At 61.2% G+C, this 26,356-nt stretch carries 21 protein-coding genes and 1 pseudogene; 13 read left to right on the top strand and 9 right to left on the bottom strand.

Translation table 11 applies throughout. The features are described from left to right. The first annotated feature begins 70 nt into the window (after positions 1–70). The 8 genes from TV39_RS09490 to TV39_RS09460 all read left to right on the top strand — a co-directional run bounded on the left by TV39_RS09490 (position 71) and on the right by TV39_RS09460 (position 9,358). On the top strand, positions 71–1,150 hold the full coding sequence (locus tag TV39_RS09490) for a maleylacetate reductase (protein ID WP_043480955.1): 1,080 nt from the start codon (positions 71–73) through the stop codon (positions 1,148–1,150). Positions 1,151–1,209: 59 nt separating this feature from the next. Continuing rightward, a complete protein-coding gene (locus TV39_RS09485) occupies positions 1,210–2,151 on the top strand; it encodes an aldo/keto reductase (protein WP_082049640.1) in 942 nt (313 codons plus the stop codon). 94 nt (positions 2,152–2,245) lie between these two features. Next, positions 2,246–3,157 (top strand): intradiol ring-cleavage dioxygenase, encoded by a 912-nt coding sequence (locus TV39_RS09480; protein ID WP_043481083.1) that lies wholly within the window; start codon positions 2,246–2,248, stop codon positions 3,155–3,157. A 184-nt stretch (positions 3,158–3,341) separates the two neighbouring features. Further along, positions 3,342–4,052, top strand: a complete 711-nt coding sequence (locus tag TV39_RS09475; RefSeq protein WP_043480952.1) for a substrate-binding domain-containing protein — start codon at positions 3,342–3,344, stop codon at positions 4,050–4,052. A gap of 189 nt (positions 4,053–4,241) precedes the next feature. After that, the gene (locus TV39_RS09470; protein WP_043481080.1) at positions 4,242–5,804 is read left to right on the top strand and encodes an IclR family transcriptional regulator; all 1,563 of its coding nucleotides are present in this window, start codon (positions 4,242–4,244) and stop codon (positions 5,802–5,804) included. 1,750 nt (positions 5,805–7,554) lie between these two features. Further along, on the top strand, positions 7,555–8,286 hold the full coding sequence (locus tag TV39_RS09465; protein WP_043480950.1) for a hypothetical protein: 732 nt from the start codon (positions 7,555–7,557) through the stop codon (positions 8,284–8,286). A gap of 659 nt (positions 8,287–8,945) precedes the next feature. Next, entirely contained in the window at positions 8,946–9,116 is a 171-nt protein-coding gene (locus tag TV39_RS22255) for a hypothetical protein (RefSeq protein WP_160292498.1), read from the top strand. Next, positions 9,098–9,358, top strand: a complete 261-nt coding sequence (locus TV39_RS09460; protein WP_144406377.1) for a hypothetical protein — start codon at positions 9,098–9,100, stop codon at positions 9,356–9,358. The genes TV39_RS22255 and TV39_RS09460 overlap by 19 nt, the downstream gene beginning before the upstream one ends. A 35-nt stretch (positions 9,359–9,393) precedes the next feature. On the opposite strand, the gene TV39_RS22385 is transcribed toward TV39_RS09460, so the two are convergent. Beyond that, positions 9,394–9,564 carry a hypothetical protein gene (locus TV39_RS22385; RefSeq protein ID WP_200890990.1) on the bottom strand — a complete coding sequence of 57 codons (171 nt, stop codon included), beginning with the start codon at positions 9,562–9,564 and terminating at the stop codon, positions 9,394–9,396. A gap of 342 nt (positions 9,565–9,906) precedes the next feature. Here TV39_RS22385 and TV39_RS21680 point away from each other — a divergent pair, with 342 nt between their 5' ends. Both TV39_RS21680 and TV39_RS09455 read left to right on the top strand, forming a co-directional pair. Next, positions 9,907–10,254 (top strand): cytoplasmic protein, encoded by a 348-nt coding sequence (locus TV39_RS21680; protein ID WP_082049638.1) that lies wholly within the window; start codon positions 9,907–9,909, stop codon positions 10,252–10,254. A 77-nt stretch (positions 10,255–10,331) separates the two neighbouring features. Beyond that, positions 10,332–10,739: an antibiotic biosynthesis monooxygenase family protein gene (locus TV39_RS09455; RefSeq protein WP_043480947.1), complete on the top strand. Its 408-nt coding sequence runs from the start codon at positions 10,332–10,334 to the stop codon at positions 10,737–10,739. A 1,187-nt stretch (positions 10,740–11,926) separates the two neighbouring features. Here TV39_RS09455 and TV39_RS09450 read toward each other — a convergent pair. The 6 genes from TV39_RS09450 to TV39_RS09425 form a co-directional block, all read right to left on the bottom strand. Beyond that, positions 11,927–12,832 (bottom strand): amidohydrolase family protein, encoded by a 906-nt coding sequence (locus tag TV39_RS09450; protein ID WP_043480944.1) that lies wholly within the window; start codon positions 12,830–12,832, stop codon positions 11,927–11,929. A 164-nt stretch (positions 12,833–12,996) separates the two neighbouring features. Next, on the bottom strand, positions 12,997–14,025 hold the full coding sequence (locus TV39_RS09445; RefSeq protein WP_043481078.1) for an ABC transporter permease: 1,029 nt from the start codon (positions 14,023–14,025) through the stop codon (positions 12,997–12,999). A 53-nt stretch (positions 14,026–14,078) separates the two neighbouring features. Next, positions 14,079–15,584: a sugar ABC transporter ATP-binding protein gene (locus tag TV39_RS09440; RefSeq protein WP_043480942.1), complete on the bottom strand. Its 1,506-nt coding sequence runs from the start codon at positions 15,582–15,584 to the stop codon at positions 14,079–14,081. Between the two features lie 16 nt (positions 15,585–15,600). Continuing rightward, entirely contained in the window at positions 15,601–16,668 is a 1,068-nt protein-coding gene (locus TV39_RS09435; RefSeq protein WP_043480940.1) for a sugar ABC transporter substrate-binding protein, read from the bottom strand. Between the two features lie 142 nt (positions 16,669–16,810). After that, on the bottom strand, positions 16,811–17,779 hold the full coding sequence (locus TV39_RS21385) for a PfkB family carbohydrate kinase (RefSeq protein WP_052500547.1): 969 nt from the start codon (positions 17,777–17,779) through the stop codon (positions 16,811–16,813). Beyond that, on the bottom strand, positions 17,780–18,742 hold the full coding sequence (locus TV39_RS09425; protein ID WP_043480938.1) for a sugar phosphate isomerase/epimerase family protein: 963 nt from the start codon (positions 18,740–18,742) through the stop codon (positions 17,780–17,782). It lies immediately after the preceding gene. A gap of 301 nt (positions 18,743–19,043) precedes the next feature. Between TV39_RS09425 and TV39_RS09420 the strand changes: the two genes are divergently transcribed. Further along, positions 19,044–20,033, top strand: a complete 990-nt coding sequence (locus tag TV39_RS09420; protein ID WP_043480937.1) for a sugar-binding transcriptional regulator — start codon at positions 19,044–19,046, stop codon at positions 20,031–20,033. A gap of 2,147 nt (positions 20,034–22,180) precedes the next feature. On the opposite strand, the gene TV39_RS09415 is transcribed toward TV39_RS09420, so the two are convergent. Together TV39_RS09415 and TV39_RS09410 are read right to left on the bottom strand one after the other, a co-directional pair. Then, positions 22,181–22,852 (bottom strand): hypothetical protein, encoded by a 672-nt coding sequence (locus tag TV39_RS09415; protein ID WP_043480935.1) that lies wholly within the window; start codon positions 22,850–22,852, stop codon positions 22,181–22,183. Positions 22,853–23,193: 341 nt separating this feature from the next. Then, the gene (locus TV39_RS09410) at positions 23,194–23,631 is read right to left on the bottom strand and encodes a hypothetical protein (RefSeq protein WP_082049626.1); all 438 of its coding nucleotides are present in this window, start codon (positions 23,629–23,631) and stop codon (positions 23,194–23,196) included. 869 nt (positions 23,632–24,500) lie between these two features. On the opposite strand from TV39_RS09410, the pseudogene TV39_RS22545 reads away from it, so the two are divergent. Continuing rightward, positions 24,501–24,987 (top strand): annotated as a pseudogene (locus TV39_RS22545) ((p)ppGpp synthetase); the annotation flags it as partial. 141 nt (positions 24,988–25,128) lie between these two features. Then, a complete protein-coding gene (locus TV39_RS22065; RefSeq protein WP_052500546.1) occupies positions 25,129–26,049 on the top strand; it encodes a DUF4862 family protein in 921 nt (306 codons plus the stop codon). Positions 26,050–26,356 lie beyond the last annotated feature (307 nt).

Raw genomic sequence — 26,356 nt, 5'->3', positions numbered from 1 at the left:
CCACCCTTTCAGGGACACCCCGCCTGCGCACAATGTTCACCGAAAAGAATCTACAAAGGAGCTCACCCCTATGACTCGCCAGTTTGTTTACGAAGCCCTTCCCATGCGGGTACGGTTCGGCGCCAACTCACTCTCGACCCTCCCCGAGGAACTCGACCAGATCGGGCTCAAGCGGGTCCTGGTCCTCTGCTCCCCCGAACAGGAGGAGACCGGCCAGCGGGTGGCCGAGGCACTGGGTGACCGCTGCGTGGGTGTGCTGCCCGAAGCCGTCATGCATGTCCCCAACGAGGTCGCCCAACGCGCCAGCGACGAGGCTGCAAGGGTCGGCGCCGACGGCTGCGTCGCCGTCGGCGGTGGATCAGCCATCGGACTCGGCAAGGCAATCGCACTCAAGCACGGCCTTCCGATCGTCGCCGTGCCCACCACCTACGCCGGCTCCGAAATGACCCCCGTGTGGGGCCTCACCACCGACGGGCGTAAGGAAACCGGCCGCGACCCCCGGGTACTGCCCCGCAGTGTCGTCTACGACCCCGAACTGACGGCAACACTGCCAGCCTCCATGTCGGTGACCAGCGGCATCAACGCAATCGCACACGCCGTCGAGGCCCTTTATGCCCCGGACGCCACGCCGGTCATCTCGCTGATGGCCGAGGAAGGCGTCAAAGCCCTCGCCGCCGCTCTCCCCGCGATAGTCGCCGATCCCTCCGACCCAGAGGCCAGAAGCAACGCCCTCTACGGATCCTGGCTGTGTGGCGCGTGCCTGGGCGCCACCACGATGTCCCTGCACCACAAGCTGTGCCACGCGCTGGGCGGAACCCTCAACCTTCCGCACGCCCAAACCCACACCGTTGTGCTCCCCCACGCCCTCAGCTTCAACCAGCCCGCAGCACCAGAGGCCACCGCAGCCCTTTCACGGGCGCTGGGCGGCGCAGCCGATCCGGCCGAACGGCTGTGGGAGATCGCCGGCGAGCTTAACGCGCCACGGTCCCTCGCGGAACTTGGCATGCGGGAAGAGGACATCCCCCGAATCGCCGAAGAGGTAACCAGCCGCTCCTACGGCAACCCGCGCCCAATCACGTACGACGACGTCGTGGGAATCCTGAACGCCGCCTGGGCAGGAAAGCCGCCAAGCTCCAACCCCTCCGCCTGAACATCGAACATCCGGAATTCCGTTCCGCAGAACTACCTAGGAGATCGACCTTGCCCACCATGCGGACCATCGCCCCAGGAATCGAAGTATCTCCTCTGGCGCTTGGCACCAACGTTTTCGGCTGGACCGCCGACACCGCGACCTCGCACTCGATCCTCGATGCCTATCTCGATGGTGGCGGGAATTTCCTGGACACCGCCGATTCCTATTCCTTCTGGGGAGAGGGAAATTCCGGCGGCGAGTCCGAAGCCATCATCGGCAAGTGGCTGGCCGGCCGTTCGGACCGGGATGACCTCGTGCTGGCAACAAAGGTCAGTCACCACCCCGAACTCCAGGGGATGGCCCCCCACACAATCCGTGCCGCCGTCGATGGCTCCCTCACCCGCCTCGGTGTCGACACCATCGACATCTACTACGCGCACTTCGATGACCCCGGGACACCCCTGGCCGACAGCATCGCTGCGATGTCCTCGCTCGTGGACGAAGGAAAGGTGCGGTCCATCGGGATCTCCAACTACTCAGCAGAGCGGATCGAGGAATGGCTGAGGATCTCCGAGCGGGAAGGATTCCATACGCCTGTCGCGCTGGAGCCCCAATACAGCCTCATGGAGCGGGGCATCGAAGCAGGCATCCTGCCCTTGGCGATCACCCACCGCCTGGCGGTCATGCCCTACTACTCCCTGGCACACGGCTTCCTGACGGGAAAATATGCCGGCACGGCAACGATCGAGGGTCCTCGAGCCGCCGACGCCTCGAAGTACCTCACGCCTCAAGGACTCAGGGTGCTGGACGTTCTGCGCCTCGTGGCATCGAACCATAATGTCCAGCCCGCCTCCATCGCCCTCGCATGGTTGGCTGCACAACCCGGGGTCGTCGCCCCCATCGCCAGTGCGCGGACCACCGGGCAGGTACCCCCGCTGCTGGAGGCCATGGACATCAGACTCACAGACGCCGAACTTCAGGACCTCGACGACGCATCCCAGCCCCTTGTCCGCGCCTAGAGAACCGACCCATCGCCACCCCTCCCAACAGGCACCACCACCGACGCCCACCACGTACAGCTAGGAACCAATCGTGACCAACCAGACCCGAGTCATTGAAACCGGCTCTCATTCAGGCCCGCACCCCGTCTCCGAGGCCCAGCAAAGGGTCGAGGAGAAATTGGTGCAGAATGTGTTGGACTCCTTCGAAAGGTGCCAGGACCCGAGACTCAAGCAACTCATGCAGTCATTGACCCGGCACATCCACTCCTTCATCCGTGAAGTGCGCCTGACAGAAGCCGAATGGAACGCCGCAATCAGCTTCCTGACGGCGGCCGGCCACATCACTGACGACAAACGGCAGGAATTCATCCTGCTCTCCGACGTGTTCGGAGCATCGATGCAGACGATCGCCGTCAACAACGAAACCATCGACAACGCGACCGAGGCCACAGTTTTTGGCCCTTTCTTCGTCGAGGACGCACCGGAAATCGAGAACGGTGGGGACATCGCCGGCGCCGCTCCCGGCCAGCCATGCTGGGTCGAGGGCAGTGTCAAGGACACCGCCGGCAACCCCATCCCAAATGCGAGAATCGAAGTATGGGAAGCCGACGAGGACGGCTTCTACGACGTGCAGTACTCTGACCAGCGAGTGTCGGGCCGCGCCCATCTCTTCAGCGACGCGGATGGTAACTACCGGTTCTGGGGGCTGACCCCCACCCCATACCCGATCCCCCATGACGGACCGGTGGGGGAAATGCTGGAGGCCGTCGGACGGTCACCCATGCGAGCCTCGCACCTTCACTTCATGGTCACCGCGCCGGGCCTGCGGACATTGGTAACGCACATCTTCGTCCGCGGCGACGAACTGTTGAAGCATGACAGCGTTTTTGGGGTCAAGGAATCCCTCATCAGGAACTTCGAAGAACAGGCACCCGGTACGGCTGCGCCCGACGGACGCGACCTCGGGGGCCTGTCCTGGGCCCGAACCCGCTTCGACATCGTCCTCGCCCCGACCGGGAGCTAGACCGCTGCTCCTGCCACCGGTAAGACCGTGGGTGCGCTGCACCCACGGTCCGGGCAGCGCACAGCTGCCAGTGGTTCACGAGCTGACCGTATTCACCAAGGGAATGACAGTACTTCCTGACTCCCCTTCCCACATACCCGCCGGGCATCACCCGTATACCCCGACCCTGGATAAGGACAGCCACATGCACTCCGATGACAATGGCAGCCCGAGGGTTTCGCTATTCTGCGCCGCCGCACTCAAGTCGGCCGTAGAAAGCCTCGGTCTGGAATCCCTCAGCACCGAAATCGGTGCCACCGTGGACATCATCTACGCCTCAACCAACCTGTTGGTGCAGAGGATCGACGCCGGCGCACTACCGGACGTGATGATCGGCATGTCGGGCTCCCTCCAAGCTCTGGCAACCTCGGGCATTCTGGCGCCCGGCACAATCGTCCCTTTAGCGAAATCCGGAATAGGCATCGCGGCATCCCCCGGCAGGAAACAGCCGGACATCTCCACTGTCAGGACGCTGGCGGGAACCCTGACCGCCGCCGGCTCCGTAGCCTACTCACGCAACAGCCCCAGCGGGCTGTACTTCCAGACCCTGATCACGAAGCTCGGCATTGCCGAGGAGGTAAATTCGCGAGCCACGCTCATCGACCACGGACCCACCGCGGCAGCCGTCATCGACGGACGCGCAGACCTCGCCGTCCAGCAGATAAGCGAACTCCTGCACGTACCCGGCGCACGGGTCATTGGCCCGCTGCCGGACCCCGTCCAGCACTACACCAGCTTCTCAATTGCCCTCGCAGCGCCGGCGGCCGGGAAACCGGCAGCTGAAGCACTCATCCGCTTCCTCACCGGGCCGCGTGCCAGGACCGCCTATGCCGGTGCGGGCCTGGAAGTTTCATAGCTTCCAACACCAAACCCATGGGTGCTCCAATGGGGCATTAAGGGATCGCGGCGAAATGGGCGTAGCGCAGTCGCCCTCGACTGCAAGTCGCATATACTGGACAGGTTGTTCATGAAAGGCGACATCCTGCCCGGTCCCTCGATTCATGTCGCTTGGGGCGCGAGGCAGTTCGATTCGAGGGGTGCAACCATGACGCAGACAGCCAAGCTCATTCAGCTGGTGCTCAAGGCGACACAAGTGGTTGATGAAGCGTCCGCCCTCGGCCCCTCGACTCCGGCGGACCTGGCGAAAGCTGTCGACGAACCGCGGCCGTCCATCTACCGGATCGTCACCGCGCTGGAACAGTCAGGGATTCTCCGCCGCTCCCCGGGCGGCCTCGTTGAATTGGGCATTGGGATCTTGCGGTTTGCGGAGGCGGCAACCGACGCCCTCCTCGACCATGCGGCCCTCAATACCGTGCTCGAGGGCATCCAGTCCGAGCTTGGTCTAACGGCGGCATTCTGGATACCGCGCAACGGCACCGCCGTCTGCTTGGAACAGGTCGACTCCACAGAAGTCGATCTCCACGAGCTTTCATCCGGGCGGATCCTTCCACTCCATGCCGGCGCCGCATCCCATGTGCTGCTGGCATGGCAATCCCCCGAAGTACTCGACGGGCTCCTGGCCCAAGCCCCCTATACGCAATGGGCGTCAAGGACGCCCGTTGACGCCGAGACACTCCGCCAACTGGTCGCCGACACCAAACGCGATGGTTGGCGAATGGAATCCAACGAGGTTGTTGACGGGATCGCGGCCTTGGGATTTCCCGTATTCAACGCGGACGGCAGCATCTTCGGTGCCCTGACAGCAGCGGGTCTGGTCGACCAAGTCGTCAACCAGCAGGAAGAAGCAAAAACCGTTCTCGCGGCTGCCGCGCAGACCCTGACCGATCTCATGGCGGAATTCAAGCCGCTCCCGACCGCCCATGAGTTCAATGCCCCCGCATCGAACGATTCGGTATTGGCCAAGGCCAGCTCCCTCATGGATGCGCTGGCTGTCGAACGCGTCTCAACCTCGGCGAGGCTCGCCGACCTCATAGGCGAACCCATCAGCTCCGTCTACCGCATGTTGGGAACTCTTGTTGAGACCGGTTGGGTAGAACAGCTTGGCCACCGCGGTTCCTATCGAATCGGCAGTAAGATGATCTCCCTCGCGGGGAATCTGTTGAACCAACTGGATTTGCGGCGGGCTGCGCTCCCTGTGCTTCGCGAAATCCACGATGCAACCGGGGAAACGGTATTCCTTTGCATCAGGAGCGGTACCCGTGCTGTATGCATCGAGCGGATAGACGGTAAGCGAGTGAACAGTCGCCGCCTGGCCCTTGGAAGCTCGTTGCCCCTGCATCTCGGCGCCGCACCCCGCGCTTTGTTGGCTTTCGACACCCCCAAGTCCTGGGAAGACTACGCTGCCGTCGTGGGCCAGAGCTCGGACTTCAGTCTCGGCGCGCGTTCCCGAGCAGAATTCTATGGAAAGCTCAAAGAAATCCGCGATGCCGGCTTCGCCCTGAGCGACGACGAAGTAACCATGGGAATGGCCGCCGTCGCTGCCCCAATTTTTGATCACCGCGGCCATGTGATGGCGTCCCTATCGGTCAGCGGCCTACGAGACGGCATCCTCCATCAGCCGGATTCCTCACCTAGCATCATCGACTTGGCCTGCGATGGGGCACGACGGCTTTCAACCTATTTCGGTGCCCCAGAATCATGCATCTAGCGGTCCGCCCCGCCCTACGCCCTGGAAAAAGCGAAACTGCCCCGGCTTTGGTGATATTTGCCGAGGTCCTAAGATGACCACCGCGCTAGTCCAGGAGGAGCTTTTCAAACAAGTTCGCACCAAAGTCGACTTCATCAGGTCGTACCCCGAACCATGAATAAGTGCTGGCCGTCCACGACCAACCAGGCAGAAACGGAACGGCGAACCAGACAGCCCCAGATCCCAGCAGGCGGAGGGCCACTAGTCAGACCCGCGTCCCATACGCCCGAACAGGCCACCGCGCCGCTAGGCACGGACCGCTGCCAGTGTCGGAGGGACCCGCGGAGGGTCAATGTCCATACATTAAAGCAAAAACCCCTCTTACGAGGGTTTATGCCTTCCGGCACCGGGGCCTCGAAGCCTCCTAATGCGCATTATAGGGATACGGACGACGACGGCAGGACGTTCCGGAGCCAGTCCTCCACCGCCGCGTCCCGACCGTCCGGATCGGAATTCCACTCCTGCGTATGCTCCGCGGAAGGGAAAGTGAGCAGCGTTGCCAGCTCAGGGCCCAAAGTCACGCGGGATCAACCAAATCTGGGCTACCCGGAAGAAGAGTCCGGATCCCACACACCTGCACCCTGTCGACGGATCTTACGCCAGCCCCAGGAGGCCCAAAAGACATTCCCACTGAACCCGGAACTTCCTAGGAAACCTACCGATCCCGGCCGCAAAATCATGTCGCCTGAAACATTGAACTTCGTGAAGTTGTAAAGGCAGAACCAGGCGGAAGGGACCAAAATACAGGTCCAAAAGCCGCCCGTGCACAAACGTGTGCACAATGTGCACACCCCCTTTAGCCGGACAGATTAGCCAGGTTAACAACCAAGTCCCGGAGTGGATGTCGAAAGGCTCATTGACCGCTGTGTTGGCCGTTTTAGGTCGGAGTTTAATCGAAAAGAAAGTCGGCTATTAGTCAGGCTGCATTGAATTCCGCCGGGCTGGACCCCAGTCTTTCCACGCCCGTCCTAACCGTCTGACATCCAATGCCAGGGTGCTCCGTGGCTGCACTTTCCAAAGGCGGCCCGGCAGAGGATCTGTCTACAACCTTCGCTGCGGGGATCCAGTTGCCGTCAAGGAAGCCTTGCGCGTCCAGTTCGGCCACTGCGACAGCGAACGCTATCCATGACGTTGGAAGCATTGTCAGTCCCCCTGCCGCAGCCAAAATCTTCACAGCGTCCCTGACGTCGATGCCGCGATGCCCGATTGGCCTGAAGCCGTTCTTGACGAAAGGCGCGCGGAATTGAACCCGAGTCAGTCTGGCCGTGTAGCCCGGCGCCTAGTCGACCAGTTTGACCGAGTAGAAGACCCGGTCGTCCTTGCCGGCGTGTTCATGCCTGAAGTACGACGTTCGTCGAGAAGGTTTTTGTTCGTGATGGCCCTAATGTAAGGCTCGTGTTCATCAAGTTCACTTACCCCAGGCGGAAATTACCCTTGTACCCGATGTTCTTTCAGCAGGCACGGCACCAATTCACTCGGGAAGTGTACCTTTGCAGGGCAGTTCACCAACAGTCCCGAGAGCGCCTTTTCAGGCACATGGGGGCTGAGGCTTTGGCGAACCAGCGGGGATGACCACAGTCGCCCGGCGGCGGGACTCACCATCCGTTCCCGTTATCCAAAAAGGGGGGAGCATTGGCTTTCTGGCGTCTCTTGCGGTCAGTGTTGGCCCGGCGTAACGTCCGCAGCATAAGGGTTGCCTTTGGAGGCCTCCATGCGTGTGCTGCTACGCCATTTCATCACCATGACATCAGTCTTGTCCGTTTGCCTCGGTCTTTCGGCATGCACTGCCACCGAGGCGCCATCCCCCGCGCCGACTACGGAGGCTCGCACGGTCCCACCGCTGCCCACGGTCCCACCGCTGCCGGACAGCGGCGACATCGACCCCGGTACATACCTCGTCACCAGCTTCGCAGAGAATTTCGAGATCACCGTCCCAGACGGCTGGTCGGCAGACGGCGAGGGCCTGGGCAAGGACGACCCGGAACACCCGGATGACATGGCGGTCTTCGTGGGTTGGTGGCCCTCCAACCATGTACCGACGGACGCATGCAGGTGGCAGGGCGCGCTCGTCGAGGTCAATCCATCGGCTCAGGCTTTCGTCGACGCGATGACGGCGCAGACGTCAACGGCCAGCACCCCTCCCGTCGAGGTCATGGTGGGCGATTACCCCGGCGTCGAGTTCGACCACTCCGTCGAGGGCGACGTGGACATCAAAGCCTGCGACAACGGTCAGTTTTGCGTTCACTCAGAATATTCGAACCTATGCACACGCTGGTACTCGAGCACCGCTGAGCGCGAAACCTACCGGGTGGTCAACCTGAACGGCCAGCGCGCTATGTTCTGGGTGGTCCAATTCCACGAATCGATCAATCCGGAGCTGACAAGAGAGGCACGCGCCGTCTTCGACTCGATCGTGTTCAAGGTCCGACAAGTGACCAGCTGATGCGATAGGCGATCCCGCCCCCGGCCGCCGACTCCTTCTCTGCCACACCGGGTTATCTCATCGACAGCCGGTGGTGGAAACTGTCGTCTTCAGAAGTCGTCTGCACTCGCTCCCGCGGAATTCCGTAGTAGTGCAGACGAGTACGGACATGGAGATGTCACAAGTCCCCTGCACGGAATTGCATTCCGCTGATTTCCCAGGTGATGGAGAAGGTGTAATCGGTTGCGCCGTCAAGACCCAGGGTGGCGAGTGCCGTTGATGTGGGGGCAGATCCCCCATTACTTATGTGAACGCCATTAGCATCCATGCTCTGTCCCGAGGCGAGAGTAAACCTCGTTCTGGGCTCCCTACGATTCGCATCTGAACGGATAACAGCCCTCCCGGTTCCCGTGGATTCCGGAATACGGGGTTTCCTGTCCGGACTACGCCCCGATATTCAGAACGAGGAGGGACGTTTGTGACACTGTCAATCGTTTCGCGGGGGCGGGGCAGACGCATCCAATGGGAGCGGCAGAGATGGTATTTTGGCGCCGAAGGGATGGCGGTACTTCACCAGTAGCGTCAATTTCGTCATGCAGGTGCTGAGCGGAGGGCGGCCGGTTCCTAAAATGGCTCCACGGGGGTATTTCTGGAATCCAAGATGATTGGAGGATCCAGCGATGATGGCTTTGGCTGTGGTCTCCACGGCGCAGCTTGCCCTCGGCCTGATCGGGCTCCGGCAGGCGCTCCGGGAGGGGACCACCAACTATGTCTGGAAGCTCAAGGGGACCCCGGGCGCATCAAACGAGACCAGTGGGTGCTGGGAACGGGATTGTCTGCCTCTGGCGTGATGCTGATCCTTCAGGGCGTAGCAACGGCTGGTCTGCTGAGCCGCAGGAGGCGGCGGGCGGCAGCGAAGACCCTCGGCGTCCTCGGCGCCGTAATGTGCGGTGGCTACCCGGTTGAGAAGTCCATCCGCCAGGCGTGGCAGGGGAATTCGCCCGGCAGATCGATCATGCCGCTGACGGCCGCTGCGACCGGGCGTGCTGCGGTGGTGGCCGAGCTGGGCCGTTGTGGAGTGGGACTGGGCTAAACGCTTCTCAGCTGATGTTGTCCATTGGTAGGTTGCTAACCCATTCCTGCCGGCCCGGCCCACGCTCCTGGTGCGCCCGTTCCGCCGCCGCCGCGGTCATCATCCTTCCCGCAGCGCAGACAGCGCTTGTAGAGGCTGCCGTCTTCGGTGTGCTCGACGTGCCATTCGTGGCGAATGTTCAGCTTGCACAGCAGGGCCTGGATCATGGCAATCTCCGATCTTTATTTCCAATAATGGCCCTGACGCGACCGCCGGAGAAGAGGGAAACTGCCGGGTCGGCAGGTACTACGCGTCGCGCGAAAGGTCCCAGGCCAGCGCCCACCATTAAGGGAAAGTTTGTGATGGCCAAAGTCCTAGGTCCTCCACCATCGACGGGTCAACGGACAAGTGAGTCGTTGATGATGGCTCGACTTCTGACATTCCGTGCAGAGGAATTCGACTGCACTGGCGCCCGCGGAATTCCGGGGTAGTGCGGATGAGTATGGACATTGAAGTGTCAGCGGGAAAATCCTCTGGTCCTGCAGCCTGTGTAGGCGTATATTCCGACCATGGCGGAGGATCCTGTTGAGACGAACCCGATGAATTACCGGGTGGCTTTTGAAAATGAACGCGTCCGCGTGCTTGAGTACACCGACTCACCCGGGCATAAGACCACAGAGCATAGTCACCCCGACAGTGTGATGGTTACTGTCAATGGTTTCCGTCGCCGTATTTCTTCCGAGGGAAAGTCCATGGATGTGGAGCTACCCGCCGCTGTCGCCCGGTGGTTGCCTGCCCAGCGCCATTCCGGAGAAAACATCGGGGAAACAGACACGCATACCTTCTTTGTGGAGCTCAAGGAATCCCCGCTGCCTACGAACGATGAGGCGGAGCATCTAGGACCACGGGATTCGTAGGAGTTCCCTGCGAGCCCAATTGGTTCCCTGGTTTTGTTCACTCCCGCTATCCCTTTGACGAGTAGAAGGAACAGTTGATGGCTGTGCCACCACCGACGAGCGATGACCTGCCCCTGGATTCCGATATGCCGACTCCGGGGCACAGTGTTGTCGCAGGGATCTTCTATACCTCCGGCCGGTGGTCGGTTAAGCCGGGTCATGAGGAGGCATTCGTACGGGCGTTTGCGGAATCGGGGGTAAAGGATGTGGATCCTCCAATTCGTGGCCTTCTTCAGCGTCCACGGCTACTTCGCGATCTCAATCAGCCGCGGAGCTATCTCAGCTACGCCGTGTGGGAGAGCCGGGAAGCGATCGAGGAGTTCAGGTCACGGCCAGATTTCCAGGCAATGATCGCACGGATGAAAGAACATCTGGATGACATGCAAATCTCCACACTGGAACTGGTTCGGGGTCAGGAACTAACGACCATAGGGCTGGATTCCTAACAACTACGGCGGGTGTAACCCGCTCCTGACTGAGTCCGACGAACATCGGAAGACCTGCCAGTGGATAGCCCGCGGCCGGCCACGCTCACGGCAGATCGGGACTGCCCCGGCTTTGACAGGCTCCTGTCCGACTGGGACGGCAGTCGGAAGCGTGCAAACGAGTCCGAACATTCCGTGCCGATGAATTCGAAAATGACATCGTCCCCACGGCGGTCTTCCGCAGAAAGACGCCCCTTTGCAGCCGCTCGCCCGGAACTACACGATTCTCAAATCAACCTGTTCTCGAAACCTTTCGTTTTCAAGAACTCCAGTCGAGACCCTCTGGACTGCAAGCTCAGCGACCTAATGATCGGCGCCGGAATTGTGGCCGGCCGGAACATGGACAAGGACCGGGCCTTCCGGCCCTGGGGCCTCGAAGCGTCATAGGCCCGCAGTTACAGCGATACGGACGACGACGGCGGAACGTCCCGGAACCAGTTCCCCACCACCGCGTCCCATCCATCCGAATCGGAATTCCACTCCTGCGTGTCCTCCGCGGAAGGGAAAGTGAGCAGCGTTGCCAGCTCGGGGCACCAAAGTCAGGCGGATCAACCAAACCAGGGCTGCCCGGAAGAGGAGTCCGGATCCCACACACCTGCATTCTGTGCGCCGGCCACAGACGCCCCCGGAGACGTTCCCGCTGAACCCGGTCTTCACGGCGGTTCAAACTTTCTTCAGCTCGTCCATGGCCTGATTGGCCTACGTTCCTAGACCGTCGCGCAGTCAACGAATCTCTCACCGGGCGTTCGACGGTCGGGCGACCGGGCGTCGCAGGGGCGAAATGTCGACGTTGGCCACCGGAACGCGAGCTCCATTTGTGGACCCCTAATTCATTGAATTATCCGACCCTCCCATACACGGCTGACACCCACGGACGTGAGCTCGGCTCCCAGGGATTGATGGATCAGCCGATTACCCAAGCGGGTGGTAGCCGGCCTGCGCTACCACCCGATTGAGCACGAGCCAGCCGTCCGCCGGCGCCCCGGTGGGATGGGTGCGTTTGCTGTGCACCCATCGGTGTTACCAATGCCGGCGGACAGGTGAGTTGCGCTGATGCCCGCGGCCATCTGACGCCCCGTACCGGCGCTCCGGCCCACACCCGGCCGGGTTCCCGATCGGACCAAAGACGCCGTGGCCCCGCAGTTTGCTTATGCGGCATTCGGTCCGATGCGGTACGTCCGCCGGGCGGTTTCGGAGAACAACTTTTGGCGTTCGTCCATGGACATCCGGCGGGTTATTTCGTCAAAGGCCGCGTATAGGGCGGCGAAGCTGGAGTAGAGGCTATCCACCGGGAAGTTGCTTCCGAACATGGTCCGGTCCGATCCGAAGGCGTCGATGGTTTCCAGGACGATCCGGCGGATTGATGCCGTGGTCCAGGAATGATCGTTCGTTCCGAGGGCCGATATCTTCGTGACCACGTTTGGCTGCGCAGCCATCTCGGCCATGCCTTCCCGCCAGCGGTGCAGGGACGCCGCGTCCCGTTCGATCGGCATCCCTGCATGGTCCAGGACGATGAGTGTTTCCGGGTGGGCTGCTGCCAGTTGTGCGGCCTGTTCCAGCTGATCGGGGAAGACCTGCAGGTCAAAGGACAGGCCTAGTGGCGCAAGGTGGGAAAATCCCTTTAGCCATGCCGGGTCGGTTAGCAAGTCGGGCCGGGCGGTGTGCGTGTATCGCGGGTCTGGGTGCCAGTTGAGGATGTCCCGCACCCCCCGCACTGTCGGGAGAGCGGCCAACTGTTCGAGGTGGGCCTGCACGGCTGGATCTGCCAGGGATGCTTTAGCTACCTGAACTGAGGGCTGGCCGTGGGTGTCGTGTATTTGTTCTATCCAGCCGGCTTCCCAGAGCGGGTCAGCTGCGCCGTTTTCGATGTGGACGCAGCCGACCAGTTTGAACCCTCGGGCGTCGGCGAGGTAGTCGTCCGGAAGATAACTTCTTCGAAGCGGACGGTCGTCACCGTGGTAGCGGAAAGGCTGTGCGGGTCTTTCCAGCCACGGGTATGACTGCGAGAAATCGCATAGATGGAAATGCGCGTCGATGATGTCAAGGTCAAGCATTGCCGCCGCCGCCGCCCCACCGCCGCGCGCCCTGCTGTCCCCGGAACAGCGGAAACAACAGGGCATCGGTAGCCGCGACCCATTCACTCATGGCCGCCACCGGTTCCGTCGAGGGACCGACGGCCAGCGGCGGACAGAGCCTCCCTTCAAGAGACCGGACGCCATCAGGTTGTTGCCTCTTTCTTCTCGGACTTCTCGGTGGACCGTTTTTTCAGCAGTGGCCAGCCTTTGCTGCCCTGGTCCAGGGCCACGGCGATGACGACGACGAGCCCGGTGACGATCTGTTCGTAGAAGCTGGGGACGTTGAGCAGCACCAGTCCGTTGGTCAGGGCGCCCAGGATCAGGGCTCCGACGAGGGTCCCGGCGATGCGCCCTTCACCGCCCATCAGGTTGGCTCCGCCGATCACGGCCGAGGCAATGGCGGTCAGCAGGTAGGGGCTCCCGGCGTCGGTCTGTGCCGCGTTAATTCGTGCGACGATGACCAGTCCGCCGACTCCGGCCAGCACGCCGGAGAGGGCGTAGACGGCGATCTTGACCCTGTCGACACGGACGCCGGAGAGCCAGGCAGTTTCTTCGCTGCCGCCGGTGGCGATGACGTTCTGACCGAATACCGTGCGGCGAAGCAGCAGCCAGCAGAGAACTGCCAGGACGGCGACGAGGATGACTGCCACGGGAACTCCCCCGACATAGCTGTTGAGCATGAAGACGAAGTCCTTGGGCACGTTGTAGACGGGGCGGCCGTTGGTGACGACGTACGCGCAGCCCTGGTAGATGCTCATCGTCCCCAGCGTGGCGATGAAAGGCGGCAGCTTGAGTTTGGTGATGAGAACACCGTTGATGGCACCGCAAACCAGGCCGAGGGCGATGCCGGCGAGCAGGGCGAGGAATGGTGAGGTTCCGGCATTAACCATGAGCGTGGCCGAGACGATCCCGACAAAGCTCGCGATGGAGCCTACGGCGAGATCGATCCCGCCCGTGATGATCACGAAGGTGATGCCGAGACCGATAATGGCGTTGACACTGGCGGAGACGGCGATGTCCCTGAGGTTGCCGGCCGTGAGGAAGTTTCCGTTCAGCATTCCGAAGATCAGGAAGATGACAACGGCGGCGATGTAGATGCCGAGTGCCTGGAGGTTCAGGGGCGGTAGAGTGCGGCGGTTCGCCTTGGCGGGGGCGTTATGTTGTTGTTTCACGCCGGTCCCCCGGTGATGTTGGCTTGAAGCTTGTTTGGGCAGGGTGGGCTGGCTCATGTCGTCGTCCTTTCGGCTATGCCCATGGCATTGGCCACGAGGCTGTGTTCGTTGATGTCGTCGCCGGTGTGTTCGGAGACGAATTGACCCTGCCGCATTACTTTGACCCGGTCGCTGAGGGAGATGATTTCGGGAAGGTCGGAGGAGACCACGATCACGGCGCTGCCGGCATGGGCCAGTGCGTCGATGAGCTCGTAGATCTCGACCTTTCCTCCGACATCAACACCCTTGGTGGGTTCGTCAAAGAGGAAGACCTGGGTGTTGCGCCAGGTCCACTTGGCGATGACGATCTTTTGCTGGTTCCCGCCGGAGAACTGGCGGGCGTTCAGACGCACGTTGGCGGGGCGAAGCGACATTCGTGCCGCAGCCTCTTCCGCGGCCGCTATCTGTTTGCGCCTGCTGATCAGCGGCCCGAAGCCGTTGAACTGCCTGTCCGCCGTGAGTGCGACGTTCGCATAGGCCGGAACCTGCAGGACCAGCCCCTGGTGCTTGCGTTCCTCCGGGATGAATGCAATGCCGGCATTGCGGCTGTCCCGGGGCGAACGGATTTTTCTTTTCTTCCCGTCGATGCTCACCGTTCCGGTGCTGCCCTTGTCGGCCCTGATGATGGCACGCAGGAATTCGGTGCGTCCGGAGCCGACCAAGCCGGCGATACCCACGACTTCCCCAGCCCGGACATCCAGGGACAAGGGTTTGCCGCTCGTGGGGTGACTGACGTCGGCGGCGGAGAAGATGACCGGAGCTCGGGATGGCATGGGGTGCTGCCGCTTGAACGCGAGCAGTTCCCGGCCGACCATGTTCCGCACAATGTCCTGTTCGGACGTCTGGCTGATGGCGGTCGTGTAGTTGACGGTGCCGTCGCGCAGGACCACCACTTTGTCGGAGACGCTCATGACTTCGGGCATCTTGTGCGAAACGTAGATGATCCCCACTCCGCGGGTGTGGGCGATCTCCCTGACCCTGGTGAGAACTCCCTCAACGTTATGTTCGAGCATGCTTGTGGTGGGTTCGTCCAGGGCGACGATCTTCGCACCGAAAGCCATGGCCCGGGCGATGGTCAGAGCGTGGCGCTGCGCCGGGCTCAATCCCTGCACGGCCGTCTTGGCATTGAGCGGAAACCCCATCTGGGCGACATCCGCCAGGGCCTGATCAATGTCGGCGCCGGCTTCCCGCCGCTGCCGTGAGGTCCGACCCAGAAGCAGGTTTTGTTCCACGGTCAGCTGCGGCACTATGGCAGGTTCCTGGTGGGCGATCTTCACACCCTCAGACAGTGCCTGCCGTGGTGAGAAATGTGCCCTTTTGATTCCGTCGATGATCACCGAACCGTGGTCGGGGACGAGTGAGCCTCCGAGAATGGCGAGCAAAGTGCTTTTACCGGCCCCGTTTTCCCCGGCCAAGGTGCAGATCTCGCCGCGTTCCAAGGTGAAGCTAACGTCGTTCAGGGCGCGGACACCGGGGAACGACTTGGCAATATTCTGCAATTCAAGCAGTGGTGCAACCATGATCCGTACCGTCCCTCTACGGCATGCCGGTCGGGTACTGCCCGACATTGGCCGAATCGATGATGAACGCAGGAACGTCGACCCAACCCGGAACTTTCTTCCCGGCCAGCAGCCATAGCGCCGCGTCCACACCGCTGGCGCCTTCAGTAGTAGGCTGCTCGCTCACGGTGGCGGTCATGGTCCCCGCCTGGATTTCCTTCTTGGCTTGGGGAATGCCGTCCGTGCCGATCAGCAAGACCTTGCCCGTGAGGTTCTTCGCGGCGATGGCAGCCGAAACACCAAGGGCCATGCCGTCGTTCTGGGAGTAGAACGCCTTAATGTCAGGGTTTGCCGTCAGCATGGCCGAGGCGATCTCCTGCGCTTTCGTCTGATCCCATTTCGCGGTCTGGGACGCAACAAGCTGAAGGTTGGAATGCTTTGCAACACCGGCTTTGAATCCCTCGCCGCGGTTAAGTGCGTTCGAGGATCCAGGATCTCCTTCAATCATGGCAACTTTGCCGCCCTCCGGCAGCTTTGTGGCGATGTAGTCCGCTGCCGTCTGGCCGATGGTCTTGGCATCCGGGCCCACGTAGACCGTGCCGGGGACAGTACCCTTCGCGTCGTTGAGGATGACGACAGGAGTGTTCTTTGCCAAGGCATCGGTGAAGACGGTGTCCAAGCCCGTTGCCGAGATGGGCGAAGCGAGTAGCGCGCTGCAGCCTTGGTTCGCGGCGCTCTTGGCCTTGTCCAGCTGCTCCGTGATCGAGGATTCATCCGTCACGTCGAACGTCTGGTATTTCACGCCGAGTTTCTTCGCTTCGGCTTCAAATCCGTCCCTCTCAAAACCCCAGAATTCGTTGGACAGCGTCCGCGTGATGTAGCAGAGCTTGGTGTCCGCCGACCCTGTAGGTGCCCCCAGACTGCCGGTGAGGTCCTTGATGGGTGTCTTCGCTGCCGCGTCGACGAGGCTTACCAGACCCGCGGCCTGGCCTGACTGCCCTGACTGTCCGGAGGAACCCTCCGGGGTGGCACTGCACGCTGCCAGGAGAGCTACGGCTGCAGTGGCGGCGGCGATCTGGGTGGCTGCCTTGGGAAGTTTACTCATGATCGGTATTCCTTTCGTCTTTGGAAGGCCCGCGCGTGCGGGATTCATGCTCGTGTTTTTGGGCGACGGTCCCTAACGGGAACGCCGCCACGTTTCGCCGTGCGGCTAATGTGCGTTTCGGCTCTTGGTGTCCGTCGTGGACTCAGGCCCGGATGTTCTCAGACGCTTGTGAGGCGGTGATGGGGCCTTTGGCCAGGGGCACGCCCACGACGGTTTCGATGTGCCGGATGTCATCGGAGGTGAGGAAGGATTCGGAACGGCTGCAGACGAGCCGTCCTGCCTCGTTAGCTGCCCGGAGGCTGACAGCGAACGGGTGGTCATTGGCCATCGCCAGCACCATGGTGGCCAGGAAGCTGTCCCCTGCCCCGATGGAGTTCACGACGTGGATCGGGTCGACTCTTTCCTCGACCAGATCGCTCCCGTCCAAGGCCACCACGCCGTCGCCGCCGAGTGTCAGTACGGGCGTCTTGGCTCCGGCTTCGCGCAGGGCCTTAAGCAGCAGCCGCGTGTCAGTGTCCGGCGGGACGTCCAGTACGTGACATGCCTCGCTGCGGTTCATGACCACGACGTCGGCGAGCCGGAGGAGTGTCCTCGCCTCTGCATGCACCGGCGAGAGGTTCAGCACCACGGTTGAACCAAGTTCGCGGAATCGCGCCGCAGCGCGCCGGACGGCGGGAAGCGGGACCTCGAGATTGAGAACCACAAATGCCGGCGGTTCGTGGCTCTCGAGGTAGGCATCGACATCGGCGGGCGAGAAGTTCCCGTTGGCTCCCGGGACAACGACGGTGTCGTACTCTCCCTCCGAGTTGACTCTCACGTGCCCCACGCCTGTGTGCGTCCGATCATCGCAGATGATGCCTTCTGTGGTGATGCCCCGCGCCCGCAGGGTCCCGGCGATGAAATTGCCGAGATCATCCGTTCCGATGCGTCCCACAAGCGTGACCGTCGGGTCCAGCGAGGCGATGCTCATGGCGGCGTTGAGGCTCTTGCCGCCGGCTGCCATTTCGAAGTTTGACCCGGTTGCGTAGCTCGCGGCGCTGCCTTCGGCGCCCACATAGGCGATGAGATCGGCGTTCAGCGACCCGACCACACAGATACTGGCTGAGCTCACCTAGACACCCACGACTTTCGACCACAGGACAGATGATGAGTGCAGCGCGTCGCCGTTCGGCAGGTCCGGATTGTCCCGAACCAGGTCGCGGGCCTTGCCGATGATGGTCTCCATCCTTTCGATGTTCATTTCGCATTCCGAGACGGGGTTTTCTCGTACAGGGTCAGTGTCGAAATAGTACGTTCCCTCATACCCCTCGCGGAGCAGGTAGTACACGAGTTCCAGTGTTTCGGCGAAGTGGATCGACGCTACCACGAGGCCGTCGTCAGCCACGCCGTGCGAATCGTTGAGCTGGAGCCCGAACAGTTTCTGCTCGCGCAAACACATCGCGGCTGACTGGGCCGGATTTTCGCGTGCCATCAGCAGGTGTCCGAAGTCCAGGGTCACCCCGAGGTTCGGGCGGTCACAGTCCTTGATGAGGTTCATGACGGCGCCGGTGGTGTTGAGGATCGTGCGCCCACGTGGCTCGGCAGGCTTGTACTCGATGGAAATGCGGATGTCCTGGTCGACGTCGGCGACGGCCTGCAGGCTTTCCACCATCCAGTTCCAGGACTTCATGTAGTCCATTTGCAGCGGGTACTCGTACCCGTCATGGGCGGGCCACAGAAGAACGTGGTCGGAGCCGAATTCCCGGCACAGGCTGATGGCTTCCTTGACCATTCCGACAGCCGCTTCCCGAAGCGCCGGATCAGGGTTGGTGAACCCTCCGTTGGCGAACTGGGGCGCCGGCCAGCGAAGCTGGATGCCGCGGACGTCAAGGCCGGCGGTGTCCAAGGCGGTCTTGATCTCCTCCACAGAGTCCCGGCCGAAGTGCTCCGGATAGTTCAGCTCAAGCGACGTCAGCCCTTTCACGCTGCCTGCCAGCGCGATCAGGTCGATTACGGAATCTTCGCCGCTGGGGTATTTCTTGCCTTTACCCAAGCCAAAGGAATTGAGTCGGGTGGAGAATTTGATGTCGGTCATTTGTGTTCGCTTTCGATCGAGAAGGCCGCTTGGCCCGCATGGACGGCGATCGAAATTCCTGACGGAACTTCGGCTGAAGTTGGGCTGGTGTTGGAAGTCTATGAGCCATCCGGCCCAGCAGTGGCGGGAAGTTCGGGAATCTTTCAGGACTGAATATTGATTCAGGAGCATGCTCATTGGTCATCGAACCAAGCCCGGCACGACGAAGGCTCCATTGTGGCGGAACGGTGACGGGGTGAGTCGAATGAGGCTATATTCGTATCTGAATGAATATTCACGACCGCTTCGAAGGTGACGAAATATGACGCAGGTCACGCCCCAGTCATCCCTTCTTTCCGCCAGCACGGAGCAGCTTCGGCTGTTCACCAAGATCGCTGTCCTCTACCACGAGGAAGGCCTGTCACAGGGCGAGATCTCCCAGCGTTTGAACCTTTCGCAGGCAAGGGTCTCGCGATATCTCAAGACTGCGGTTGAGCTGGGAATAGTCCGGACATCGATAGTTCAACCCGCCGGCATCTACGTCGGTCTGGAGAAGGCGCTCGAGGAGAAGTACAAACTCCGAGAAGTCGTGGTGGTTGATGTTATGGATGGCGCGTCGCTGGGAATGCGGCTGGGTTCATCCGCGGCGACTTACCTGGAAACCACCATCGACGCAGCTGACTACGTGGGAATCTCCTCATGGAGCACGACGCTCCTGCATACCGTGGAAGCGATGCGCTCACGGCCCAGAAAAATTGCCAATGAGGTGATCCAGCTCATTGGCGGCGTAGGCAGTCCGCAGGCACAGATTCAAGCCACCCGCCTCGTCTCCCACCTCGCAGAACTAACATCAGCCAAGCCCTACTACCTGGGATGCCCAGGACTCGTGGCAAACCCACAAATCCGCGATGCCTTCCTCGGCGACCCGGCCGTCAAAACATCCATCGAAGCCTGGGACCGCCTGACCACGCTGCTCGTCGGCGTGGGGACGTTCCCGGCATCCCCGTTATGGCAGGCAAGCGGGAACGCCCTGAGCAGAACGGAAGAAAAGGAACTTTCCCGGGCTGGCGCCGTCGGCGAAATATGTTTACGGTTCTTCGACATCGACGGCCAGCCAATGAAGCCCGCCATCGAAGAGCGAATGATCTCCATCGAGGCCGAGGCAATGATGCGCGTACCCCGCCGCATCGGCGTCGCCGGGGGCATGCGCAAACTGGACGCCATCCGCGGTGCCATCACAGGAGGATGGATCAATGTCCTGATAACGGACGCCGACGTGGCAAGACAACTCCTGGAACCGCCAAAACTCTAAACGCAGCAGCAACAAGGCATCAGGCTCCTGGGTCGGGCTGAATCACAACGTTTACTGGCGTGCTCCCGTGGTCCCGCAGTCGATACTCCCTCATTGACTGCCGGGCACTGCCACCACAGGCGGAAGGATCTCCCTCGGAAGGACCCGCCTCCATAACACAGCGGGATGCAGCAGCCCCCCTCTTGGTGCAGGTGGCAGGTTCAAATCCCGCTCGAGGCACCGTCGTTTATGACGGCAGAACTCATTGGGTACCGGCCTGCACGGCGTCATGCCGCCTCACTCCCCCACCTACATGAACCACCAGAAGCAACTTCGCTGTTTGTCATTCTGATCCCCCTCATCGCTGGGCGGGTCCTCCACGCAACCAGGGCGCTACGCGCCGGGCTCGATCCAAAGTTTCGTTCGGCGCTCCTCCGTCGCTTATTTCCTCCCGAAACTTTGAATCGCTCCCGGTTCCCCAAGTTGCACTCCGGACCCTCAAACCCAGCGGTGACTCCGTTATCAGAACGACGCCAACATCTGACAGACACATCCGGTGCCCGCAACGGCCGACTACCTCGTCCACGACGCCAATGCCGCCATCGTGATCGTCACCGTGTTCCGCGGAATCCGTCTGTGAGGGGCCCGTCTCTGAGAAGTGCGGCAGCCGCCTACCGCAAGTCTGCGCGGGACGCCTTTCTTAGCGGGAACGGCGGATCAACCAAACCCTAGACCACCCCCGGAAGAAGAGTCCGGATCCCACACACCTGAACTCTGTCGACGGATCGTACGCCTGAGCTGCCGCGGATTCCCCCAACACGTTCCCGCTGACAGGAACGTCCAACGACGCCGACGATCCGGGCCGCAAAGTCATGTCGCCTGAAACAGAGAACTGCATGAACGAGTGAGCCGGAACCCGGAGGAAGGGATAAAAAGGCGGGTCGTAGAGCCGGCCGTGTACAAGATGTGGACAATGTCCACACCCCCTTTGGCCGGACAAACACGCGATGAGCGCACTCTGCCTGGCTCTCAGAAGCAGCCATCCGCGGGAGATCCTCGAAGAAAAATCGTCTTCGTCATGTCGTCACCACAACTTCTGGCCATGAATGAGTGAGGGCCAACAACCGGCCAGCGGCACAACCAGATAGGACGGCACATACCCCAGATTCCAGCAAGCGGAAGGCCCACAGGCCAGGACCCTGGTCCCGCCACACACAACCGAACAGGCAACCGCGGCGCCAGGCCCACACCGCGGCCAGTGTCAGAGGGACCGCCGAGGGAAAATGTCCACACATTAAAGCAAAAACCCCTCCGACGAGGGGTTATGCGTGCCCGAGGTGGGACTCGAACCGGACTCCAGCCCCTGCAAACACTGGGAACTCCCGGAAACATACGCAATCCGGACCGATCCGACCCCAATACGGCCCAGTCCCAAGCCCGAAGTGTGCACAATGTGCACACCCCAAAAATCGCCGTTCTGCCCGGCTCGCAATAGATAAACCGCACCCCCCACTGAGGGAGCGCGGTTTGTCTTTCCGCCGGCAAAAGTGGGACAACGGACGGGTTCGCTCCGTCCCACGTTCTGACCGATGCCTCCCGCGAGGGACCGAACACACAACGATCGGCAGACCCACCCAACAGTGAAAGCCCTCATGTGGCAACACCTCCTTCACCCATCTCATGAGCTTTTGGCCATACACCCGCATGACCAACCACAAGCGGCCACGGCCATACGGCCTCGCACCTGAACCACGGTCAGCCACATAGGAAGCGTGCTGCAAGCCTCACATCCGGAAGGCCCACTCCTGGTTAGATGTGTTGGACCAACAACAACGTGACGAAACCCTTGACCGCCGGCCCAAAACCAGGCTCCGGACCACCGGACGAAACATCCGTTATCGGCGTTCGAAAAAGGGTGGGGGGAGTGCCCTCCGGAAGGGCTGCGTCAGTCACCGCTGTACGAGCACAGGTTGCTGTGATTTCAGCGGCGTCCCTGAGTCGCGCGATAGCAACGTACGCAGGAAAACCGCGAACAGCTAACGGGAAAGCTGCTTGGGGTTGCACGTCAGAAGCCATAGAAATTCCTGAGAGACGACCCCAAGCGTTGGAGCCGTCTCTCATGGACAAATTCACCGGTGCAGCGAACCGACTGGACGCTTAGTCGGCAGCTAGAGAGTCTTGCCTGCGAGTGCGCTGCGGTCTTTGGTGATGTTCTCGGCCGCCGTTTTGATCATCTGCCCGACTGCCTCGAGCATCGCGGAGTTATCGATACCCTTCGCGATGGCGTCGATCTCACTCTTGTTTCGCGCCTTTTCCAGCGCCAGGAGCGTGTTGAGGTCGTCCTGAAGCGCCGCCTCCGCAGTCAAGTTCGGGTCGGCGTTGACCCTCGCCAACACCGTGCACTGGGCCACTAGTGTGATCTGCTTGTTTCCCCAGGCGTTGCTCGCCGCGACGATACCCGAGTTGATAGCGTTGTAGATCGCGAAGTTCAGGTCCCCCACATTGAACTGGCTGAAAGTAACGGAGAGCTTGGTGTCGGTTTCGGAATTCGAGGCGGCGAGGGACAGACCGGACTTCACCAGTCCCCCGAGGGAGCCCACAAGAGCGACGGCTTGACCGTTGGAATCGCCCGAGCTGGTATCGACCTTGATGGCGTCCTGAGCAGTGTTGATCGCCGCGTCGACGACCTTGCCCAGTGCGTCAATGCTGTAGTCGTCTGAGAACTTGGTATAGCTCTCCGAGTTGCTAAAAACGATTTCCGGGGACTTGTTAGCAGCGAGGACGATTCCATTCGTATGGCTGTTAATGTAGGCAATTGCCTCGTTTTCCGAGTTTCCCATTGTGGCCAGGAGCCTTGTGATTTCATCCTGGAGAGCCTGCTCGGCCTCAGCGTGCTGTTTGATGGTGCTTTGAAGACTGGGTCCGTGACACATCTGTTTACCCCCAAAGAATTGCAGCGATTCACTTTTGACCGCCGACCGACCTAACAGTCGCACCAAGATCGCCGGGCGTCAACAGTGCGCCGGCCAATCAAGCCGCCGCTGCTCAAGATGCCAGCGCCCTTTAGCCAAGTGGCTGACCTCCGTGAGCATTATCGGCGCATTAAAATGGCCGTGGGATAGGGAATATCTGCCGACTGTGAAATTCGGAGGTCGAACCGAATCCTGTTAAGGCTTAGGTTCTACAACTTGAATTTGATCTCCCGGGTTAGTTCGACAGTTATGCACTCCGAGCCGTCTGCCGGGCAGGTATTGAGGATGGCGTTCGCCATTGCTTTCCCTACCCTGAAGTAAGCAACTCCAGATCGTCTGGAGACGGAGGCGGTGATGACAATGGTTTGGGGTTCACCCGTGCAGACGAAACTCACCACGCCCTGGCCGCCGAACGCTGACTTTACACCGATCCGCTGGGTGAGCCCCAAATTGAGGACGGGTTGATTATCCGTCGTCGTGGGGCAGGTTAAGGTCACGGAAACCGCCACCTTTGTGCCGTCTGCCACGAGTGTTCCCTGCCCTATATCGAGAAGAACGGTATCTGCGGCTTGAGCGGGAGCAGCTACAAACATAAGGCTGAGTTCGCGGCCACAACTGCCGCCCTGCTGATGTGGTGCTTGATACAAATCCGGTGGGATGATGACCGGCGCCCGATCGTGGATGTGGCCCAGGGGGTCGTGGGCGGTGGTGGTCAGGACCGTGCGGGTGTCTCACCGGCTTGCTGCACTCGAAACAGCGGCACTCAGCTCCCGGCGAAGCAGTCCTAGCGTGGACAAAAGGTCCATTGTCGGCGTACGAGCGTCGTCGGAGAAGAAGGAACGGCGCACCGTTGAAGCCGCTCCCTGCAACGCAACTTCCTTGGTCCGGCGAATCCGCCTTGCCATACCGTAGGTTTGATGGATACGACGACCGCTATCGATGCGCCGCTGCGGCACATATCAGAACCCGAAGCTGCGCGGGCCCATCGTGCGCTCTTCTCGGACCCGTACGTTGTCAAGGAATCGACTGTGAGTGACAGTCCCACTTCTCGAGTGGTCATTCAGGCGCCATTTTTCTCCAACCCCGAATGACACCAGGGCAGCGGGTGTCGTGACCCTCACGCCTGTCAGTTGGCGAAGCTCCGATCAAATAGCGTTTGACCGGAGCTTCGGTCCATTATGGGTACGTTAACCTTGGTGCTTGCTGGGAAGCTCAGCAAGCGAAGAACCTGTCTCGCCCTCATGCCACTCTCTGGGCTCCCATAGCCGCTGGCCGATAGCCGTGAATACGTAAAGTAATTAGGCAGATAGTTGCGCGTGCGGTCTATTTTAGTTGTCCGTAAACTCTCATTGGCAAGAAGCTCCAGGGACATTGCAATCTACAACTGGCCTTCGTTGTACCAAACTTGGCAATGCGCTGCCGGTCGCGCCGTGCGTCACATGACCAGGGGTGCCTTGCGGCTGATGACGCATACAATTGCCAACTCGAATAAGACGCCGCCGCATGATCTGTCTAGTTCAAGTCCGAGGACCCCGCCTGGACGCGGCACTTCGACCGGCAGTTCGACTCCACCGCCGCGATGCTGGAAGTGGTGGAAACGGCTTTCGCCGGTCTGGATGCGCGGTATACAGACGTGCGCAGCGTCGGGATGTTGACGGGGAAGGGGCTGCCCCGTTGACACCCAACCGGATCCGGGATGTACGGCGCGCCCGGCTCCTACACTCGGACCGGAAGGTCGACGACGAGTGGGGCTGGCCGTGGAGGTCCTCGCCGCCCGCGGCCTCAACCAGACCTCGGCGCCGGGCTCGTCTGCGCCAACCGGATCACCGAGGTCCGCAAGCCTTGGACCACCGCTACTCCCCCGACCAGGACCGGCTCCTCGATGAACTGCTACGGCACCAAGCACCTTGACCTCAGCAACGAGCCGGCGACGGCGCCCGCCTCCCCGGCGCGACAGCCTCCTGCGGTGTTTGAAGCAGATCAAACGGTACAGGGTTGACAAAGAAGTAGGGCCAGGGGCCTGCGCGGGAACCGTCCTGTCCAGCGGGACGCGGCTGGTGGATCTCCCGGGAAAACGGAAAAGATCGAGCCATGACTCCCACACGGCATATCGATTTCCTGGCTCCCCGAAAAGGGAATCGACGATGACAGACATCGTCTATTCCGCTTACAACGCAGCCCCTGCCGGGCTCACCGAGGATACCGAAACCGAAGAACGTTGGTATGAAACCCTCAGGTCGGATCCCCGCATCGGCGGTCTCGAACTTCCCGTATTTCGTGGCCAGCTCCATCCAGATGGACTTGCCAGGCTGGTCAGCCTGCTCCATCCCGGATGGTCCAACACCATCAGTGCCATGTCAACGACACTTGTCGCCACAAAGACTGACCCGGGATACGGCTTGGCTTCGGAGGATCGCGACGGCCGCCAACGGGCACTCAGCGACATCGCATCAGCCCTGACCGAGACCCTTCTACTACAGGAACAGCTGGGCTCGGCGTCGGTGCGTGCATTCGCACTGCAGTCAGCTCCGCGCGCCGACCGCTCCAGCCTGTCGGCTTTTACCGACTCGCTCAGGCAAATTGCCGGCTGGGATTGGGGAAATATCGAACTTCTCGTCGAACACTCGGATGCCCTGGTACCCGGCCAGGCGCCGCAAAAGGGCTATCTGAGAATTGAAGAGGAGATGGAGGCTGTCCGTGCGGCGACAGACCCGGAAGGTCCGCGCATCCGTCACCTCCTCAACTGGGGCAGGTCGGCCATCGAGGGACGCAGTGCCGCGACGCCCCTTGAGCACATCGGGAAACTCGGCGACGGGCTGGGTGCCTTCGCCTTCTCCGGTGCCGCGCCGGTCGCTACGGACCGCAGCGCGGAATGGGAGGACGTGCATCTTGGTCTCGCAGAAGACGAGCCAGGATCGCTGCTCAATGCGGACGGCACGCGCAGACTGCTCACCAAGCTTCCGGATGAGCTTTCCTATGTGGGAATCAAGACCGGCGCGCCCGTGGGATCCCGCGGCACGGGACGGCTCCAGCTCGGCCTTTCCATGCTTGACGTCCTTCGCTAAGTCCAACCCAGTACGCGCTGTCCGCAACTGGCTTTCAGGCAGGCTTAGGACCTACGGCTGGGAAACTTTGATCCCTAAGGTTTCCCAGCCCTTGCACGATCTGAACCGTGCGCTTCTTCGAAGGTTGCGAGCCAATCAAAGAAGTCTAAGGGTCATAAGATGACCAAGCCTTCGAGGCGATTGAGTAACGATCGACGCCTAACTACAGCAGGATGCTATTCACCGATGAAATGGACCGAAAGACTGCGTTCCGGAATGCGGGACGGCAAAACGCATTTTCCATAATGACGGCCGGTATAAAGACATG

The organism is Arthrobacter sp. SPG23, assembly GCF_000876655.1.
Lineage (GTDB): Bacteria > Actinomycetota > Actinomycetes > Actinomycetales > Micrococcaceae > Arthrobacter.
This window is presented reverse-complemented; position numbering and strand designations above follow the sequence as displayed.